The 19,018-nt window shown below is 61.4% G+C and carries 14 protein-coding genes; 8 read left to right on the plus strand and 6 right to left on the minus strand.

Going from position 1 to position 19,018, the window contains the following annotated elements; genetic code table 11:
* Positions 1–939: amidohydrolase family protein (locus ACE3OH_RS01690; protein WP_374347604.1), on the plus strand; the 939-nt coding region annotated here is incomplete at its 5' end.
* A 96-nt stretch (positions 940–1,035) separates the two neighbouring features.
* Here ACE3OH_RS01690 and ACE3OH_RS01695 read toward each other — a convergent pair.
* From ACE3OH_RS01695 to mfd, 3 genes are all read right to left on the minus strand, one after another.
* Positions 1,036–1,551: a DNA-deoxyinosine glycosylase gene (locus ACE3OH_RS01695; protein WP_374347606.1), complete on the minus strand. Its 516-nt coding sequence runs from the start codon at positions 1,549–1,551 to the stop codon at positions 1,036–1,038.
* Positions 1,548–2,612: a DNA polymerase IV gene (gene dinB / locus ACE3OH_RS01700; protein ID WP_374347609.1), complete on the minus strand. Its 1,065-nt coding sequence runs from the start codon at positions 2,610–2,612 to the stop codon at positions 1,548–1,550. Before dinB ends, ACE3OH_RS01695 begins: the two co-directional genes overlap by 4 nt.
* 114 nt (positions 2,613–2,726) lie before the next feature.
* On the minus strand, positions 2,727–6,170 hold the full coding sequence (gene mfd / locus ACE3OH_RS01705) for a transcription-repair coupling factor (protein ID WP_374347611.1): 3,444 nt from the start codon (positions 6,168–6,170) through the stop codon (positions 2,727–2,729).
* A gap of 158 nt (positions 6,171–6,328) precedes the next feature.
* Between mfd and ACE3OH_RS01710 the strand changes: the two genes are divergently transcribed.
* From ACE3OH_RS01710 to ACE3OH_RS01725, 4 genes are all read left to right on the plus strand, one after another.
* Positions 6,329–7,138, plus strand: coding sequence for an alpha/beta fold hydrolase (locus tag ACE3OH_RS01710; RefSeq protein WP_374347613.1), 810 nt, complete (start codon positions 6,329–6,331; stop codon positions 7,136–7,138).
* Positions 7,135–8,058: an alpha/beta fold hydrolase gene (locus ACE3OH_RS01715; protein WP_374347615.1), complete on the plus strand. Its 924-nt coding sequence runs from the start codon at positions 7,135–7,137 to the stop codon at positions 8,056–8,058. Before ACE3OH_RS01710 ends, ACE3OH_RS01715 begins: the two co-directional genes overlap by 4 nt.
* A 292-nt stretch (positions 8,059–8,350) precedes the next feature.
* A complete protein-coding gene (locus ACE3OH_RS01720; protein ID WP_374347617.1) occupies positions 8,351–10,846 on the plus strand; it encodes a DUF1631 domain-containing protein in 2,496 nt (831 codons plus the stop codon).
* Between the two features lie 61 nt (positions 10,847–10,907).
* The gene (locus tag ACE3OH_RS01725) at positions 10,908–11,804 is read left to right on the plus strand and encodes an alpha/beta fold hydrolase (RefSeq protein WP_374347619.1); all 897 of its coding nucleotides are present in this window, start codon (positions 10,908–10,910) and stop codon (positions 11,802–11,804) included.
* Positions 11,805–11,818: 14 nt separating this feature from the next.
* Here ACE3OH_RS01725 and serB read toward each other — a convergent pair whose 3' ends face one another.
* The 3 genes from serB to ACE3OH_RS01740 are packed head-to-tail and all read right to left on the minus strand — an operon-like array spanning position 11,819 to position 14,584.
* Entirely contained in the window at positions 11,819–12,679 is an 861-nt protein-coding gene (gene serB / locus ACE3OH_RS01730; protein ID WP_374347621.1) for a phosphoserine phosphatase SerB, read from the minus strand.
* A complete protein-coding gene (locus tag ACE3OH_RS01735) occupies positions 12,676–13,347 on the minus strand; it encodes an ABC transporter ATP-binding protein (RefSeq protein ID WP_374347623.1) in 672 nt (223 codons plus the stop codon). Before ACE3OH_RS01735 ends, serB begins: the two co-directional genes overlap by 4 nt.
* Complete coding sequence (locus ACE3OH_RS01740) at positions 13,340–14,584, minus strand: lipoprotein-releasing ABC transporter permease subunit (protein ID WP_374347625.1); 1,245 nt, start codon at positions 14,582–14,584, stop codon at positions 13,340–13,342. Before ACE3OH_RS01740 ends, ACE3OH_RS01735 begins: the two co-directional genes overlap by 8 nt.
* 133 nt (positions 14,585–14,717) lie before the next feature.
* On the opposite strand from ACE3OH_RS01740, the gene ACE3OH_RS01745 reads away from it, so the two are divergent.
* The 3 genes from ACE3OH_RS01745 to recJ are packed head-to-tail and all read left to right on the plus strand — an operon-like array spanning position 14,718 to position 19,017.
* Entirely contained in the window at positions 14,718–16,328 is a 1,611-nt protein-coding gene (locus ACE3OH_RS01745; RefSeq protein ID WP_374347627.1) for a hypothetical protein, read from the plus strand.
* On the plus strand, positions 16,328–17,326 hold the full coding sequence (locus ACE3OH_RS01750; protein WP_374347629.1) for a hypothetical protein: 999 nt from the start codon (positions 16,328–16,330) through the stop codon (positions 17,324–17,326). The genes ACE3OH_RS01745 and ACE3OH_RS01750 overlap by 1 nt, the downstream gene beginning before the upstream one ends.
* Entirely contained in the window at positions 17,326–19,017 is a 1,692-nt protein-coding gene (gene recJ / locus ACE3OH_RS01755) for a single-stranded-DNA-specific exonuclease RecJ (protein WP_374347631.1), read from the plus strand. The genes ACE3OH_RS01750 and recJ overlap by 1 nt, the downstream gene beginning before the upstream one ends.
* Position 19,018 lies beyond the last annotated feature (1 nt).

The raw sequence follows: 19,018 nt of genomic DNA on the forward strand, positions 1-19,018 counted from the left end.
CAGGCCTGTGCCAAGGGTTTGACGCGCAATCTGGATGTGGCCTCGGAGCTGGGATTTCCCGGTGCGGCATCGGCTGATTCCTGCCAGAAAGATCCGGCCAAACCGCAGCCCTTGCTCGACTACATCAGCTATGAAGTGTTTCCGCTGGAAATGAAGCCGGAGCGCATGGAATTCATGCGCTGCACCCTCAAGTCCGGCGCCTTGCGTGCCCTGGTGGTACATCTGTCGGAAGGCGCACCTGGCGATGGCAGTGCCCGGCGCGAATTTCGCATGCTCAATGCTACCTGGCTGATCCAGGAAGGGCTGGTGGTGGTGCATGGTACCGCCTTGCGTGCCGAGGATTTTCAGGTGCTGGGCAAGGCCAATGCCGGCCTGGTCTGGTCACCACGCAGCAATGAGGAATTGTATGGCGATACCACCAATGTGGCAGCGGCCGCTGCCAGCCAGGTGGCAATCGCCATCGCTCCGGACTGGAGCCCGACCGGCAGCGCCGGCATGCTGCAAGAACTGGGCTATGCCTCGCGGCGCACCAGCTTGTTTGCTAACGACAAGCTGGTACAGATGGCAACGTCCATCCCGGCAAAGCTGGCCCGCCTGGATGACCGTATCGGCACGCTGGCCCCGGGCAAATTCGCCGATCTGGTGGTCGTGCGCGGCGATCGCAAGCGCCCGTTTGACGCCATCACTCGCGCCACGCCGGCCGATATCCAGCTGGTAGTGATTGGCGGCCGCCCGATCTATGGCGATGCTGCCGTGATGAAACAGCTTTTGCCCAATGCCACGCTGGAATCATTGACGGTCTGCGGCGCCGGCAAGGCGATCAATCTGGCCAATAGCGCGGCGGGCGAGCGGCATCAATCGTTTGCCGACATCCAGAAATTGCTGAGCAGCGCGCTGAGCAAGGCCGGTAGCAGCCTGGCGCCGATTGAGTGCAATTGAGCTGCAAGGCTTGACCTGCGCTGTCATGGGTCGAGCCGTTCGCGGCAACGCCTGCGGCCAGCCAATCGACTGTTTTGCTCAATAAGGCCGCATCGATCACGCGGTGTTTCCCGGTGCGGCAAGCAACTCGCCCAGTCTGGCCCATACCTGCGCCTTCTGGTCGAGACCGGCGGTATAGGCAGGGCTTGAAGAGGGCAGGTCAAGCAAGACTAGGCGACTCCCCAATGGCTGTAACTGCCGCCGGCCAAGTTTTGCCGCCTTGCCACCATTGAAGGCGATCGCCCGCAATGCCGGCAGCGAAGCAAGCAGGTCCGGCAGCGGATTGTGTTGCTCATTGCGAATCGCTGCATCAAGGCTCCCGCTGCGCTCGGCCACTGCAATCACATCCCACAGGCCAATGCGGTTTTCCAGCAGGGCGTGCAGGCGTTGCGCATAGGGCAGGGCGCGTAAATCGACATGAATTACCGCACCCACCAGCTCCCAGAACTTGTTTTGCGGGTGACCGTAGTATTGCGCTTTGGCTAGCGAAGCATCGCCGGGCAGGCTGCCGAGGATCAGCACGCGGGTTTGGGTGTCGACAACCGGCGGGAAGCAGCGCTTGCGTTCGCTCATTCGCTGAACAGCGCCAGCTGCCCGCTTTCCGGGCGTTCGTCTTCATAGCGCAGCCCTACGCCCAATAGCCGCACCGGCTTGGCCTGGCGCTGCCAGCCCTGTTGCAGCAAGTGCTGCCACGTATCGTTACCGGGTGAAGTGGAGACGCATTCCGCTGTGGTGTGGGTGAAGTCGGCAAAGCGGATCTTCACGAAAGCCTTGTGCGGATGGGCGCAGTCGGGGTTGCGTGCCTGGCGCTTGGCCAGGTCGGCGATCAGCGCCTGCAGTTCGATCCAGCAGGCGGCCAGATCAGGAATATCGGGGGTATAGGTGGTTTCCACCGACAGGGAGCGGCGCAGCTGCTCCGGGCTGACTGCACGCTCGTCAATGCCGCGACACAGCTCATACAGGCGCAGGCCGAATTTGCCGAAATGGCGGCCGAGCTTTTCCTGCGGCCAGGTGCGCAGATCGGCGCAGGTGTGTGCGCCCAGCTCGTTCAGCTTGCCGGCGGTTACCTTGCCGACGCCGAACAGCTTGCCCACTGGCAGGGCTGCCACAAAGGCATCGACCGCTTCCGGCCGCACCAGAAACTGGCCATTGGGCTTGTTCCAGTCGCTGGCGACTTTGGCGACGAATTTGTTCGGCGCGATGCCGGCCGAGGCGGTGATGCCGACTTCCTCGGCGATGCGTTGGCGTATCGACTGCGCCATCAAGGTGGCGCTGCCCTGGCAATGCGGCGACTGGCTGACATCGAGATAGGCTTCATCCAGCGATAGTGGCTCGATCAAATCGGTAAATGCCGCATAGATGCCATGAATCTGCCGGGAGGCGGCGCGATAGGCGTCAAAGCGTGGTGGCAGCAATACCAGATCGGGGCAGCGCCGCAGCGCCTGACTGGATGCCATGGCTGAATGCACGCCGAACTTGCGTGCCTCGTAATTGCAGGTGGCAATCACCCCGCGTGATTCGGGGCGCCCACCCACCGCTAGCGGGCGGCCGCGCAGCTTCGGGTCATCGCGCATTTCCACCGAGGCATAGAAACAGTCGCAGTCGATATGGATGATCTTGCGTTGCCGGCTCATGAGTGAATCAGGATTGGAGAACGAACGTATTCTCATGCATACGCCGAGATACGCCAAGCCTGAATTGGCAGCACGGCGCCCGCCGTGGCGGCGCCGGCACGGCGAGGCGCTCGCTCAGGCCAGCTCGGCCAGCAATTCCTTCACCCGCGCGGCGCGCATGGCCGGGTCGGGCAGGGCACTTTCTACCCGCAGACGGTCGGGCCCGGCCAGTTTGTAATTGCGTTTGGTCTGGATCAGCTTCATCACCTTGATCGGGTCCAGCGTGTTCTGTTGGGCGAACTGCACCGAGATGGCGGCATCCGACGCATCCAGTTTCATTACCCCCATCGGCTTGGCGATCAGCCGCAGGCGGTGGCAATCGAGCAGGATTTTGGCGGGTTGCGGCAATAGGCCGAAGCGGTCGATCAGCTCTTGCTGCATATCGTCCAGATCGTCAGCGTTTTCGCAGTTGGCCAGGCGTTTGTACAGCACCAGGCGTTCATGCACATCGGGGCAGTAATCGTCGGGCAGCAGGGCGGGGGCGTGCAGGTTGATCTCGGTAGCCACACCCAGCGGCGCGTTCAAGTCTGGTTCGATACCTTTTTTGAGTGCCTTTACCGCCTCGTTGAGCATGGCGGAATACAGGCTGAAGCCGATTTCCTGCATTTCACCGCTCTGTCCTTCGCCCAGCACTTCGCCGGCGCCGCGGATTTCCAGGTCATGCATGGCCAGGTAAAAGCCCGAACCCAGCTCTTCCATGGCCTGAATGGCTTCCAGGCGCTTGTGGGCAGACGGGGTAAGCGACTTCACATCGGGCACCAGCAGATAGGCATAGGCCTGGTGGTGCGAACGGCCGACGCGGCCGCGCATCTGGTGCAGCTGCGCCAGGCCGAATTTGTCGGCGCGATTCATGATGATGGTATTGGCGTTCGGGATATCGATGCCGGTTTCGATAATGGTGGTGCATAGCAGCAGGTTGAAACGCTGCTGGTTGAAATCGCGCATCACATGCTCCAGCTCGCGTTCGCGCATCTGGCCGTGGGCGACGCCGATACGCGCCTCTGGCAGCAGCGCCGTGAGCTTTTCGCGCATATTCTCGATGGTGTCGACCTCGTTATGCAGGAAATACACCTGGCCGCCGCGCTTGAGCTCACGCAATACCGCTTCGCGTATCACGCCATCGCTCCAGTTGGCGACAAAGGTCTTGATCGCGAGGCGGCGGCTGGGGGCGGTGGCGATCACCGAGAAGTCGCGCAGGCCTTCCAGCGACATGGCCAGGGTGCGCGGGATCGGCGTGGCAGTGAGGGTCAACACGTCCACTTCATTGCGCAGCGCCTTGAGCTGCTCTTTTTGCCGTACGCCAAAGCGGTGTTCCTCGTCGATGATCACAAGGCCGAGGCTTTTGAATTTGACGCCGTCCTGCACCAGCTTGTGGGTGCCGATGACGATATCGATGCTGCCCTCTTCCAGCCCCTTCATGGCCGCGTCGATTTCCTTCTTGCTGCGAAAGCGGCTTAGCTCGGCCACGCGCACCGGCATATCGGCAAAGCGGTCGCTGAAGTTCTGGAAATGCTGCTCGGCCAGCAGGGTAGTGGGCACCAGCACGGCTACCTGTTTGCCATCGGCAACGGCGACAAAGGCGGCGCGCAAGGCCACTTCGGTCTTGCCAAAGCCCACATCGCCGCAAATCAAGCGGTCCATCGGCTTGCCCGAAGTCATATCGGCAATCACCGCTTCGATGGCGGCGGCCTGATCAGGTGTTTCGTCAAAGCCGAAGCCGGCGGCAAAAGCATCGTAGTCGTGCGGCTTCAGGCCGAAGGCATAGCCCTCGCGCGCAGCGCGGCGGGCGTAAAGGTTGAGCAATTCGGCAGCCGTGTCGCGCACCTGCTCAGCCGCCTTGCGCTTGGCCTTGTCCCACTGGCCAGAACCCAGCTTGTGCAGCGGCGCGCCTTCTTCGCTGCCGCCGGCATAGCGGCTGATTACATGCAGTTGCGCCACCGGTACATAGAGCTTGTCGCCGCCCGAGTATTCCAGCAGCAGCATCTCGGTCGCGCCTTCGCCCAGGTCCATGCTGACCAAGCCCTGGTAGCGGCCAATGCCGTGCTGTTCGTGCACCACCGGGTCGCCGACTTTCAGCTCGGACAGGTCGCGCAGCATGCCCTCGGTATTGCTGCGCTTTTGTGCCTTTTTGCGACTGGCGGTACCTGACTGGCCGTACAGGTCGGCTTCGGTAATCAGGGCGAGCGATTGCCGGCTGGCGATAAAGCCGGCCGCCAATGGCGCAACCCCAAGCATGATCCGTTCACTGCTGGCGTGAAAATCGGCCCAGGTTTCGCAGACTGCCACCGCTAGGCCATATTCGCCGAAATACTGGTGCAGTGTTTCGCGTCGGCCAAGCGACTCAGCCAGCAGCAGCACCCGGCCGGAGAAGACGGCAGTAAAGGCATGCAGCTTGGCGATCGGACTATCGGCGCGGCGGTCCACCCGCAAATCCGGCAAGGGCTGCGACGCTTCCCGCCACTGCGTGTCGGCTGCATCCTCTACCGCCGGCCCGCCTTCGCTGAGCTCGATGCGGCGATACGGCTTCATCAGGCTGAAAAAACGGTCGGTCCCGATGAATAGTGCGTTGGGTGGCAATAGCGGGCGGTCTTTGTCGCCGGCGAGCATCTTGTAACGGCTTTGCGTATCGACCCAGAAACGCTCGGCAGCCTGCATCAGATCGCCATGCTGCACCAGCAGGGCCTCAGTGCCGACATAGTCGAAGATGGTTGCGGTATGGTCGAAAAACAGCGGCAGGTAATATTCGACGCCAGGCGGGATCAGGCCGCTGGAAATATCCTTGTATACCCGCGATTTGCTCGGGTCGCCTTCGAATTCCTCGCGAAAGCGCGAGCGGAATTTATTGCGACCGCCTTCATCGAGCGGGAATTCCCGGGCTGGCAGCAGGCGGATCTCCGGCACCGGATAAATGCTGCGCTGGGTATCGACATCAAAGGTACGGATGGTTTCGATTTCGTCATCGAACATATCGATGCGATATGGCAGCGGCGAGCCCATCGGAAACAAGTCGATCAATCCGCCACGGATCGAGAATTCGCCGGGCCCGTACACCTGGGTCACATGGCTATAGCCGGCAAATGCCAGGTCGCTGCGCAGCTTTTCCACATCCAGTCGGCTCTTCGCCTTGAGCATGAAGGTGTAGGCGGTCAGGTATTCGATCGGCGGCAGGGGCATCAGCGCGGTTTGCGATGGCACCAGAATCACATCGGCCTGGCCTTGGCGAATTTGCCACAGCGTGGCGAGGCGCTCGGAGATCAGATCGCTATGGGGCGAAAAGCTGTCATAGGGCAGGGTTTCCCAGTCGGGTAGCAGGGCAACGATCTTGTCTGGCGCAAACCAGGCGATTTCATCACGCAGACGTGCTGCCTGCTGCGCATCTGCCGTGATCACCAGCAGCGGCCGGCTTTGCCGGGCCAAATCCGCCAGAACTGCCGCGTCGCCCGAACCTTGCGGCAGCGCGAAGCGATGGCGCTGCCCATTGGCGGGCAGGGAGGGGCTGGGTAGGGGGCTGGTGGTCATCGACGTGCCTGGAATGAGCGAAAGCAGGATTGCGGCGCGATTATACCCGCGCTGCATGAGCATACTTCCCGGCAATTTCCGGCCGGCGCGGTACGGCTCTGGCCGGAAGCAGCGGCTTGCGGCTAGTATGTGACAAACAAATCTACCGCTTGCTTGATATGAACGCTTCTCTGCCGCCCTTGCATTTCTCGCATGCCAATAGCTTTCCGGCTGGCTGCTATCGGCAAGTGCTCGATGACTTGGCCAAGGATTTTGATCTGGGTTATATCGAGGCGCTTGGCCACGATCCGGCCTATCCGGTCAGCGATGGCTGGCCGCATCTGGTGCGCGAGAGCATTGCCTTTATCGAACGGCGCTACCGCGCGCCGGTCATTGCGGTGGGCCATTCGCTCGGTGGCTTTCTTTCATTCATGTGCGCCATTGAGCGGCCCGACCTGTTTCGTGCCGTCGTCTTGCTCGATTCACCCGTATTCAGCCGGCGCGTGTCGACCATGCTGTGGCTGGCAAAACGTCTGGGCTTTATCGAACGGCTTACTCCGGGTCGCGGTACGCGGCAGCGACGCCAGATATGGCCGGATACCGAGGCGGTGGTCCGGCATTTCCGCGGGCGCGGCATGTTCGCAAACTTTGACCCGGACTGCCTGCGCGATTTTGCCGAGGGCGGCACGGTCGCCTTTGACGGCGGGGTGCGCTTGCGCTTCGATCCGGAAGTGGAGTACCGCATCTACTGTGGCCTGCCCGATCACCTGCCTAGACTACGTGGCCGTCTCACCGTGCCTACCGGCTTTATCGGCGGGCGCGACTCGGCCTATGTGAAACCGGCCGATTTGCGCCATATGCAGCGTCACTTCGGCATCGAGCTGGCTGAGCTTGACGGCGGGCATCTGTTTCCGATGGAAGTGCCACGGCAAACCGCCATGGCGATTCGCCAGATGATTGCTCGCCTGAGCACAGGAGGTCCGAAATGAAAACCGGCGAAGACAATCCGCTACAGCAAACGTCACTGTTTATCGATGTGGCACCGGGCCATCGCCTGCATATGCGGCGCATTACCGCGCACGGTAGCGGCCCCGCGCTATTGTTGCTGCATGGAGCCGTTGCCAATGCGCGCACTTTTTACAGCGAATCCGGACGCGGTCTGGGGCCTTGGCTGGCCGCGCGTGGCTTTGATGTGTTTGCGCTTGATTTGCGCGGCCGTGGCCGGTCCACGCCGGCGATTGCGCGTGGTGCCCGCCATGGTCAATATGAGGCGATCAACGAAGACATACCGGCGGCCATTGCATACATCGAGCAATTGCGCGGCAAAGACGTGCCGCTTGGTCTGATGGCGCACTCCTGGGGCGGTGTGCTGTTGACAGCGATGCTGGCGCGCCATCCTGCGCTGGCGCGGCGCGTGTCTGCCTGCGTCTACTTTGGTAGCAAGCGCAGTATTCAGGTGAAGAACTGGCCGAAGCGCATCGAAATCGATCTGTTCTGGCTGCGACTGGCCAGCCTGTGTGCGGGAGTGGCTGGCTATTTGCCGGCGCGTGGCCTCGGTATCGGGGCCGATAGCGAGACTCGGCTGGCCTTGCGGCAAAGCCAGCGGTGGGTGCAATCATTACGCTGGCATGATGAGGACGGCTTTGACTATGCAGCTGCGCTGGCTGATGGTGGTCTGCCGCCCATCCTGTATCTGGCAGGCAGCGCCGACCGGGTTCGCGGCCATCCCGATGATGTGGCGCGTTTTATTGCAGAGTGCGGCCCGCATACGCATGAGCAATGCTTTTTGGGCCGCAGTTCCGGCTTGCAGCATGACTACGGCCATCTCGACATGCTCACTGGCCGGCATGCGCCGCAAGAAGTGTTTCCCATGGCCGAGCAGTGGCTGCGGCGCCACATGGCTGTCTGATGTTATCCACAGCTTGGTGCATCTGTGATATGCTTCGGGCATTGAATATAATGTTCATTTAATTCACATTAAATCAATAGGTTAGGGCGTAAATGTGAGGTGAAATCTGGAGTATTTGACGCTAGGCTGCGTAGAAAATTATCATGTGCTTATATGTCAGCGTGCTACCATGCTCACAATCCTGTGAATAACGGTTGGTACGATGTACTTGGGATCGGGCAGTGAAGTGGTGCGCGAGTGCTAACATGGACAAAGCGTTCAAGCCTTCCTGTAGTGATCGAGGAGCAAGACTATGAGCGCAGTACTTCCACAAGCATCGGCCGCTGCCGCTGGCTCCCCAAGCCGGCAGCGAGTCGACAGTGCCTCGACACAAGCGATGAACAACAAGCTGCCTGAAGCGTCATCCATGCTCTCGTCCTGCCGCGATCTGGCGGCAGAGCTGCTTTCGCATTCCTTGTCGACCATGCTCGACAAAATCGAGGAATCCTTGTTCGAGCTGGCCGACAAGGCGCTGGACCGCGAAACCTACAACCTCTACATGCAGGCGCGCGGTGAAGCACAGGCTAAGCGTGCGGCTATTGAAGAAGAGTTCCGCCGCCGCTTTATCGACGGCTTTGACAAGACCATCAAGGGGCGCGGCAAGGCTGAGTCCGGCTTTGACAAGATCGACTTTGACAGCCTCGAGCTATCGCTGGTACAGCACGACGATTACGAAGAAGACTTGGCTGTCACCAATATCACCAGCAAGCTCAGCAACAAGATCGGTGATGACCTCAGCGCCTTCAATCAACGCATCGGCCACTTGATGCAGCGTCCTGAAGGGCAGCACGACGATAATCCCTTGGGGCCACAGGCCATCGTTGAAGCATTTCGCAGTGCCTGCATGAAGATCGAGAGCGATCTGAATGTGCGCCTGTTGGTGCTCAAGCAATTCGAGCAGGTCGCTGCCGAAAATGTCCCCAATGTCTACCAGAACCTCAATCGCTTTCTGATTGAGCGCAATATCCTGCCGGTGCTGCCCAAAGGTCGCTTCCGTCGCCGCAATCTGGGTGGGGCGCCGCGCCAGTCTGTTTCCCAGCCAGGCTCTGCCGCTTTGCAGGGCGAATACCAGCCAGCCGGCAGTTATGCCAGCCAGATGGGATTCGGCGCCGGAGGTTTTGCCCCGGCCAGTTCTGCCGGCATTGATTTGCCTGCCTATGCCGTTGGCAATGAGCAAGAGCTGCTCTCTTCCTTGCAGCAGCTGCTGGCCTTCAACCAGATGATGCAGGTCGCGCCAGGCGCGGCTGCAGCGACTGGTAGCGACCTGACCGTTATGGGGCCGGCCATTACCGCCGCGCCGGTGTTCCTGAGCAGCGTGGGCCAAAGTTTTCTCGATGCGCTCAACCGCCTGCAGGCAGGGGTGATCGAGGGTGCGCTGACCGACCAGGGCGAACTGGATGCCGATGCCCTGGTAAGCGGTGACGCCAATGTGCTGCACCAGATCAAGACCACCAGCCTCGCGTCATCGCTAGGCCATGTCGATGCAATGACCATCGACATCGTCGCCATGCTGTTCGATTACATTTTCGACGACGCCAATATTCCGGCGCCGATGAAAGCCTTGATCGGCCGCCTGCAGATTCCGGTACTCAAGGTGGCGATGCTGGACAGCAAGTTCTTTGCCCGCAAGCAGCATCCAACCCGCCGCCTGCTCGATGCCCTGGCACAGGCTGCGCTGGGTTGGAGCGAAGCCGACGGGCTGGAAGATCGGCTGTACAAGAAGATCGCCGAACTGGTCGATGGCATAGTCCAGGGCTTCGATGAAAACATCGGCCTGTTTGATACCACGCTGGCCGATCTGCAGGCGTTTCTGGCTGAGGAAGAGCAAAAAGCCGAGTCGGTTACCGAGGCTAATGCCGCCCAGCTGGTTGCAGCCGAGCGCGCCGAGCTGGCTGCCCGCCAGGCTGAGCATGTGGTAACGCAGCGTCTGGCGCTGGCCAGCAATTTGCCCGAGTTGATCCAGACCTTTCTGAAGGAGCAGTGGCAGCGCGTACTCGCCCATACTGCCGAGCTGGCTGAGACGGACAAGGAGCCGTGGCAGGATGCAGTCATCGCAATGGATGATCTGATCTGGAGCGTTGCGCCCAAGGTTGGGGTGGAAGAGCGGCTGCGTCTGGTCAATCTTCTGCCGAAGTTGCTCAAGCGGCTGGAGCGTGGCACCGAAAACGCCGGCGTCGATCGTGCTCATCGCGAAGCATTCTTTGCCGAGCTGGTACATTGCCACGCGCTGGCAATCAAGTCCGGTCTGCGGCCGGCCGAGCCGCAAGCACCGTTCGCTGACGAGGTCGCTCCAGCTGCGCCGGAACAGGTAGCGGCGGCACCCATCGAGTTCCACGAGCCGGCACCTGCTCCGGCGGCGCCAATCGATCAGGCATCCTTGCTGGATTTGCCGGTGATCGATATCGGCCCACAGGCGGGCGCCTTCCAGATCACCGATGGCAATTGGGACGATGGCCTGGACAAATACCGCGACTACGACGATGTGGTTGCCAATCAGCTTGCCCGTGGCTCTTGGGTGGAGTTCAAGCAGGGCCATGGTGAACCGGTACGCGCCAAACTGGCTTGGGTCAGCCCGATGAAGAGCCGCTATCTGTTCACCAATCGCCAAGGGCAAAACGGCATGGAGTATGCGCTGGCCGATCTGATTACCATGTTCAAGCGTGGTGATGCGGTCTTGATCGAGAGCGGCCCATCGGTCGAGCGCGCGGTCAGCGATATGATAGGCATGCTGCAACCGGTCGCAGCCTGAGCTGGACGGGGTCGGCGCCTGGCCCTAGGATGGGGCGATTCAGTGCAGCTAGCCTCGTCTCATGTCTACATCCACCTATCAACCTCGCCATCCCGCCCAGTCAGAGCGGCTATCCGTTCGCGGTATTGACTACCATCTCATGCGCTGGGGCCGGCGTGGTGGCAGGCCGCTATTTCTGCTGCATGGCTGGACGGATTGCGCCGCCACGTTCCAGTTTCTTGTCGATAAGGCCCCACCCGATCTGCTTGAGTGCGACCTGATAGCGCCCGATTGGCGCGGCTTTGGCCAAAGCGGCTGGGCCAGCGATGGATACTGGTTTCCCGATTACCTCGCTGATCTCGATGCGATCATCGATGCGTGTTCCCCGGCTCCGGTCACCCTGGTCGGCCACAGCATGGGCGGCATGGTTGCCGGCTTGTATGCCGGGATACGGCCAGAGCGGGTCAGTCATCTGGTTTCACTGGAAGGCTTTGGCTTGCAGGCGACCCCCGCCGGGCAGGCGCCCAGCCGCTACCTGCGCTGGCTCGACGAACTGCAAAACGAGATCGAACACAATACGCTGGCCGACCGCAGCGCGGTTGCAGGGCGCCTGCAGCGCAACAATGCCCGCTTGCCGGAAAGCTGGGCGCTGTGGCTGGCCGATGCCTTGGTGCGGGATGTGTCAGACGGCGTGCAATACCGTGCCGATCCGCGCCATCGCCGTGTCAATCCGGTGCTGTACCGGCTTGAAGAGGCGAAAGCCTGCTGGGCGGCCATTCGTGCCAAGGTGCTGTGGCTTGCTGGAAATGAAACGGCCTTGCTCAAATGGCTGCAGGAGACGCCCGAGCAATTCGCCGCGCGCCGCGCCGTTATCGCCGATCTGAACTACATCGCGCTACCAGGCTGCGGGCATAATCTGCACCACGACGCACCAGCCGAGGTGGCGGCGCACATCGCCAGCTTTATCGACATGGTGTGAAGCGGCTGGCCATATCAGTCGAAGAAGGCGAGTACCCCATCCAGGCCCACGCTGTCGAGGCAGTAGCGTGCCTGCGTCCGCACCAGAGGCTTGGCATGGCAGGCAATGCCGAATCCCGCCGCTGCCAGCATTTTCAAGTCGTTTGCGCCATCACCGATGGCGATCACCTGATCGTTGCGCAAGCCGAGCTCTTCGCGCAGGCGAACCAGTTCGTCCGCCTTGCTCTGGGCGTCGATCAGCTCACCCAGCAGGCGGCCGGTCAGCTTTCCGTCGACCACTTCCAGCGTGTTGGCGATAGCCTCGGTCAGGCCAAGGCGGGCTTTCAGGCGATCGGTAAAAAAGGTGAATCCACCCGAGATCAGCAAGGTTTTCACGCCCTGTTTTTGCAAGGCAGTCAGCAGCGTCTGTGCGCCGGGCATCAGTTGCAGGCGCTCCGTGTAGACCCGCTTCAGCGCAGATTCATCGAGACCTGCCAGCAAGGCAACCCGCTCGGTCAGGCTTTGCCGGAAGTCGATCTCCCCGCGCATCGAGCGCTCGGTAATGGCGGCGACCTGTGGCTTGATGCCGAGCATGTCGGCAATCTCGTCGATGCATTCGATGGTGATCAGGGTGGAATCCATATCCATTACCAAGAGACCGATCTGGCTCAGTGGTAAGGGATCAGGCAGGCAGGCGCATTCATAGCCGGCCTCGGCACAAAACGCATGCACCGCATCGAGTTGAGCCGGGTTGGCCGGGCTTAGCTTGAATGCCTGATGGGCGAGCTGGCCGGGGCGAACCGCTTCAATCTGGCTGGCCCCTGCCAGCTGGGCCAGGCGTTTGAGGTTCTGGGTGGCGATATCGCTGCCCTGGATGATCAGTTTGTACATGCTCATGCTTGCAAGATGCCATCGGTTAGGGTGCGGACCTGTCCGGTCTGCGCGGCGAGATCCGGGTCGTGGGTGACAATCACCAGGGCGGTGCCGAGACGGCTGTTGAGCTCCAGCATCAGTTCGAACACGGCACGCGCATTGCCGCGATCGAGGTTGCCGGTCGGCTCGTCTGCCAGCAGACACAGCGGCTCGGTCACCAGGGCGCGGGCAATGGCGGCGCGCTGGCGCTCGCCACCCGATAGCTCGCCCGGCTTGTGGCTAAGTCGTTTGGCAAGACCAACCTGTTCCAATATCACCCGTGCACGCTCCAACGCGGCAGCCTTGGGCTGGCGCCGGATCAGCAGCGGCATGGCTACGTTTTCGATGGCACTGAATTCCGGCAACAGGTGGTGGAACTGGTATACAAAGCCGAGCTTTTCATTGCGCAGCCGGCCGCGCGCCGCCTCGTTGAGCGCAAACGGGTCTTGCCCGTCAACTTTCAGGCTGCCGCGGCTGGGCGTGTCGAGCGAGCCGAGCAGGTGGAGCAGGGTGCTCTTGCCAGAGCCGGAGGAGCCGACGATGGCCAGTTTCTCACCGGCGGCTACCTGTAGATTGACGCCATCCAGCACCGGAACATCCAGGTCCGGGTAGGTTTTGGAGAGGCCTTGCGCCTCGATGATGGGCTTATTCATAGCGCAGCGCCTCCGCCGGGTTGATGCGGGATGCGCGCCAGCTTGGGTACAGCGTCGCCAGCAGCGACAACACCAGCGAAATCACCCCGATGCTCAGCACATCGGCCAACTCTACTTCGCTCGGCAGCATCGAGATCAGATAAATCTGCGGTGACAGTATCTGTACGCCAGCCAAGCGTTCAAAAAAGTGCACCAGATCGCCAATGGTATAGGCGAGCAGCACGCCGCCGATTACGCCGGCCAGGGTGCCGACAATGCCGACGGTGGCGCCCTGGATGACAAAAATCTTCAGGATGCTGGAGGGGGCCGCGCCGAGAGTGCGCAAAATGGCGATATCCGCTTGCTTGTCGGTCACTGCCATCACCAGACTAGATACCAGATTGAAGGCCGCCACCGCCACGATCAGGGTAAGGATCACGAACATCATGCGTTTTTCGATCTGTACCGCCCGGAAGTAATTGGCATTTTCCATGGTCCAGTCGCTGAACCAGACTTGGCGGCTGGTTTCCTTCTGCATCGCCACTGCCATCTGCGGTGCGGCCAGCGGGTCAGCAAGCTTCAGGCGTACGCCGGACACATCGTCGCCAAGCCGATACAGTTTTTGTGCATCCTGCAGTGCCACGAAGGCCAGCGACGAGTCGTACTGGTACATATCGAGGCGGAACAGGCCGACCACGGTAAAGGTCTTCGGTCGGGGAATGACGCCAGCCGGGGTGAGATTGCCCTGTGGTGCAATCAGCAACACTTTGTCGCCGAGCTTGGCATTGAGCTGCTTGGCCAATTCCTGGCCGAGCACCACGCCGAATTCGCCCGGCAGCAGGTTTTCCAGCTTGCCGGCCACCATATGCTGGCCGATGCCGACTACCTGGTTTTCCCGCTCCGGCACAATGCCGCGCACCATGGCGCCCTGCATATTGCCGTCATAAGACAAGAGGCTTTGCGACTGCACAAACGGCGCGGCCGCAAGCACGCCAGGCTTGTGCACCAGCTGGTCAGCCAGGCCATTCCAGTCGCTGAGGCGGTTGTCGACACCGCTTACCTGGATATGCGAGGCCGCTTCCAGAATGCGGCCGCGAATCTCGCGCTGAAAGCCATTCATCACCGACAGCACGGTAATCAGGGCGGCCACGCCTAGGGCAATCCCTATCATCGACGCCGCGGAAATAAATGAGATAAAGCCATTGCGCCGTTTGGCCCGCGTATAGCGCAGGCCGATCAGCCATTCGAAAGAATCCACAGAAAGTAAGCCTTGTGCGAGTGAGGCGGCAGTTTGCCATAGGCGCAGGGGGAACCAAAGCCAGGCGGCGAACACGAAAAACCATGAAATGCGCTGACAAAGCTACAATGCGCGCGGGGAGAGTGGGCAAACCATGCTGAGCAATATCAAGAAACTATTCGTATTTGGTTGGGAATCGCGCGTCGATCGGGCGGTGAATACCGTCAAGAGCGCGGTTGAGATGGCGCCGGTACTGGCGATGCAGTCGCTTGGTGAGTGGCTTGTTGAAGAGGTTCAGCTGGCCGAGCGCCATCGTGATGGCCTGGCGGTGTTGCGCGCCATCGATAGCGATCTGCGCATCATCGCCGAAGCGGGTCTTGCCAGCCTGATCGATTCACATACCAACCACACCCGCAGCAATCTGCTACTGCAGGCGATGGTGCCGTTCTTCGGGCAGATGCTGGACGCCTACACCAGTGCCTTGAGCCGCGAGATGGTAGAGCTGGCGCGCAAGCCGGCCAATGCCGGACTGGTGCAGGCTTCGGTGTCGAACTGGCTGTACTGGATGGGCCGCGACCATGTCGTCCGCTATGTTCGTGAACCGAAAGATGATCGCCTGCCCTGGCATGAAATCCGTCCTGCATCCGAGTTTGCCCTCGGTCTTGGTGGCGGCCTCGCCGCCAAGCTGTCGCGACCGGACGGCGAATCGGGCCGATTGCAAAAGCAGCTGTCCTATCTGGTACTGTTATCGCGCTCGCTGACGCCGGATTTCCAGGGTCGGCAACTACTGATCGCCGATCGCCTCGCCGACGCCCTGGCCAGTTTTATCCGCATCAGCAACCAGCATTCCGAACAAACGCCTTTCGGCCAGGCGACTGACGACAATAATCCGCCCACCGTGTTGACGCAGATGCCGACCAAGTCGGCGGTAGAGGGCACCGGACTGTTCTACGGTCTGGAAAAAGGCCTGCAGGAGCTGATTGCGCTCGAGTACCTGATCGTGTCGCAAAACAGCCTGCCGCCGAAGATCGACCCGGACAAAAAACTCAATGTCGCCGAGGCCCTGGCCGTCATCAAGCATCTGAAAAACCGCTGGGCCGGGCGCGAAGTGAAGCGCCAGGCCGAACGCAAGCTGATCAGCGGCACGTTGAATATTGCTTACGACTTTGGTGTGATCCGCCGCTTGGTGGTGCAGGCCAATAATCCGGAAAGTGCCGCCAAAAACCGCACGGTGGAGACCAATGTGGAGCGCGCGGTGGTCGAGGATGTCAGCAGCAGCGGAGTCGGGCTGAAGCTGGTCAAGCACCCTGGCTGGCTGAAAATGGGCCAGCTGATGGGGGTGCGTACTGAAAAGGACCTTAACTGGCGCATCGGCATCGTGCGACGCGCTATCTCGCGTGGCCATGGCGAAATGTTTGCCGGTATCCAGTTGCTGGCGCGCGATCCGGAATCGATCCGTCTTACCCGCAAGGCGCAAGTATCGCAGTGGGAGCGGGTTTCCGAGGTGGAGTCCTGGGACAATCTTCTGGCCCTTTATTTGCGGCCGGAAGCGCTGAATGAGCAGCACCATATCCTGATCTGCGCCAAACCTGAGCTGGAGGTGGGGCGCAACTACACCGCGCCAGGCACCCGCGAAGGGGATCTGGTGTTCCGGGTCAGCCTGTTGCAAGAGATTGCCAGCGACTGTGTGCTGTATCGCTGCGAGCGCCTGCCCAGCCCGGCGACCACTACCGTTGCCCAGTCCGTACCGGGCTTGGTGGGTTGATGCTGACGCTCGTGCTGCCCGGCCTGCTGCTGGGTAATCGTGGTTTTGATCCAGCTCAGGGCTTGGCCTTGCCGGCGCTCGCTGCCTTGCTGGGCAGGGCAAGCCGGCGGGTCGAGTCTTGCGATGGCGCACACGCGTGGCTTGCTGGGCAATTTGCATTCAATGACGCCAGCCTGGCCGAACTGACTGCGCGCTTCGATATGCCGGACGCCAGCGGCCTGTGGTGGCGTGTCGACCCGGTACATTTGCGGGTTGATCGCGATCGGGCAGTATTGTTCGATGCCGGCATGCTGCGCCTGCGCCTCGATGAGGCGCAAGGCATGGTGGCGCGGCTCAACCAGCAATTTGCCAGCGATGGCCTGCAGTTTGTGGCGCCGGTGGCTGATCGCTGGTATGTGCAGTTTTCGCAACCGCTGGCCTTGCACACTTCGCCGCTGCATCGGGCATTCGGCCAGGATGTGCGCGACCATCTACCAAAAGGCCCGGATGCGCTGCTCTGGCACAAGCTGCATAACGAAATGCAGATGCTGCTATACACCGACCCAGTGAACGAGGCGCGCGAGTTGGCCGGTGCGCTGACGGCCAATTCGCTGTGGCTGTGGGGCGAGGGCACGCCGCTTGGCCGGCTTGCCGCACCCTGGCCGCAAATCTGGGCGGACGAGGTGCTACCCGCCAGCCTGGCGCGTGCCGCCGGCCAGCACTGCGCGCCGCTGCCAGCTGCCTTTGCTGCCGAAATGGCCCAGGGTATGGTATGGCAGGATGCGCTTGCAGCTTCGGCGCGCTATGGCGATATCGATGCCTGGCGCGCAGGGTTGCAGAGGCTGGAGCGCGACTGGTTCGCGCCGCTTTGGCAGGCCTGGCGTAGCGGACAGCTGCCGGCCCTGACCGTGATCTTGCCGGGCGCCAGCTCCTTGCTCACTGCCACGCTCGGCCCGGCCGAGCGCTGGCGTTTCTGGCGCCGCTCCCTGCCACTGGCTACCTTTTTGCAAGGCAATTGATGTTGATACATGCCCGTTCTGTGCCGGCTCACGCCGAGCAAGCGCTATTGGCTGCCGGACTGCATCCGGTGGAAGCGCGTATCTACGCCGCCCGCGGGATTGCCCATGCCGATGAGCTGCTTACCGATCTGGGTCGCCTGATACCGTTTGAGCAGCTTATGCATTGCACGCAAGCGGCCGAGCGTCTGGCGCGGGCGATTGCCAGCCAGACCCGCATCCTTATCGTGGCGGACTACGACGCCGATGGCGCCACTGCCTGTGCGGTGGGTGTGCGGGGTTTGCGCTTGCTCGGTGCCTTGGTCGAATTTCTGGTGCCGAACCGCTTCGAATTCGGCTACGGGTTGACACCGGAAATTGTCGATCTGGCCGCACAACGCCAGGCGCAGCTGATCGTGACCGTGGACAACGGCATCGCATCGGTCGCCGGGGTTGCGCGCGCGCGCGACTTGGGTATCGAGGTTCTGGTCACCGACCACCACCTGCCCGGCGAGCAGCTGCCCGACGCCTTGATCGTCAATCCGAACCAGGCTGGCTGCCCCTTTCCCAGCAAGGCCCTGGCCGGTGTGGGGGTGATGTTCTATGTGTTGCTGGCCTTGCGTGCCCATTTGCGCAGTAGCGGCGCGTTTGCCGGGCGGCCGGAGCCGAATTTTGCCAGCCTGCTGGATCTGGTGGCACTTGGTACGGTTGCCGATGTGGCGGTGCTGGATGGCAATAACCGCATTCTGGTCGAAAACGGTCTCAAGCGCATGCGCGCCGGTCGCGCCTGCGCCGGTATCCGGGCATTGTTCCAGGCGGCCGGGCGCGATGCGCGGCGCGCCAGTGCCTTTGATCTTGGCTTTGTATTGGGTCCGCGCCTCAATGCGGCAGGTCGGCTTGATGATATGAGCCTCGGCATTGCCTGCTTGTTGAGCGACGATGATGCCGCTGCCTTTGCCATTGCCCAGGAGCTCGATCGGCTCAATCGCGAGCGTCGCGCCATCGAGTCGGAAATGCAGGAGATCGCCCAGGGCAAGCTCGATCGCATCGAAGTCGGCGATTGCTTCAGCCTGACCGTGTTCGATGAGGACTTTCATCAAGGCGTGGTCGGGCTGGTGGCGAGCCGACTGAAAGATCGCCATCACCGGCCAACCATTGTGTTTGCAGCCGGGCAGGCCGGCGAAATCAAGGGTTCGGGGCGATCGATCAGCGGCTTGCATTTGCGCGATGCGCTCGATCTCGTTGCCAAGCGCGACCCGGCGCTGATCGCCAAGTTCGGCGGTCACGCTGCTGCAGCGGGCCTGACTTTGGCCGACGGCGCCGATATCGAGCGCTTTCGACTATTGTTCGAGTCGGTTTGCCGGGATTTGCTGCCGGAAGCGGCGCTGACGCGCAGCGTGGAAACCGATGGCAGCTTGCCGCTGGCTGCCGTGCAGCTGGATCTGGCCGAGCGGCTCGATGCGCGGGTGTGGGGGCAGGGCTTTCCGGTACCGCGCTTTACCGCGCAGTTCCGGGTGCTGAATCAGCGCATCGTTGGTCAGCGCCATCTGAAGCTGAAACTGGAAGGCGAGGGCGGCAAGACCTTTGAAGCCATGCGCTTTCAGCATGCCGACCCGTTGCCGGATCGGATCAATGCGGTTTTTCAATTATCGGTCAATGAGTGGCAGGGGCAACGCAGCCTCCAGCTATTGATTGACGAATGTTTCGAGGAATAAG

It is taken from the genome of Chitinimonas sp. (genome assembly GCF_041904975.1).
In the GTDB taxonomy this organism is placed as follows: Bacteria; Pseudomonadota; Gammaproteobacteria; order Burkholderiales; family Chitinimonadaceae; genus Chitinimonas.

Bases quoted from the DNA above. Each gene is read 5' to 3' on its own strand.
- ACE3OH_RS01695 (WP_374347606.1), bottom strand. From the start codon at position 1,551: ATGAGCGAACGCAAGCGCTGCTTCCCGCCGGTTGTCGACACCCAAACC.
- dinB (WP_374347609.1), bottom strand. From the start codon at position 2,612: ATGAGCCGGCAACGCAAGATCATCCATATCGACTGCGACTGTTTCTAT.
- mfd (WP_374347611.1), bottom strand. From the start codon at position 6,170: ATGACCACCAGCCCCCTACCCAGCCCCTCCCTGCCCGCCAATGGGCAG.
- ACE3OH_RS01710 (WP_374347613.1), top strand. From the start codon at position 6,329: ATGAACGCTTCTCTGCCGCCCTTGCATTTCTCGCATGCCAATAGCTTT.
- ACE3OH_RS01715 (WP_374347615.1), top strand. From the start codon at position 7,135: ATGAAAACCGGCGAAGACAATCCGCTACAGCAAACGTCACTGTTTATC.
- ACE3OH_RS01720 (WP_374347617.1), top strand. From the start codon at position 8,351: ATGAGCGCAGTACTTCCACAAGCATCGGCCGCTGCCGCTGGCTCCCCA.
- ACE3OH_RS01725 (WP_374347619.1), top strand. From the start codon at position 10,908: ATGTCTACATCCACCTATCAACCTCGCCATCCCGCCCAGTCAGAGCGG.
- serB (WP_374347621.1), bottom strand. From the start codon at position 12,679: ATGAGCATGTACAAACTGATCATCCAGGGCAGCGATATCGCCACCCAG.
- ACE3OH_RS01735 (WP_374347623.1), bottom strand. From the start codon at position 13,347: ATGAATAAGCCCATCATCGAGGCGCAAGGCCTCTCCAAAACCTACCCG.
- ACE3OH_RS01745 (WP_374347627.1), top strand. From the start codon at position 14,718: ATGCTGAGCAATATCAAGAAACTATTCGTATTTGGTTGGGAATCGCGC.
- ACE3OH_RS01750 (WP_374347629.1), top strand. From the start codon at position 16,328: ATGCTGACGCTCGTGCTGCCCGGCCTGCTGCTGGGTAATCGTGGTTTT.
- recJ (WP_374347631.1), top strand. From the start codon at position 17,326: ATGTTGATACATGCCCGTTCTGTGCCGGCTCACGCCGAGCAAGCGCTA.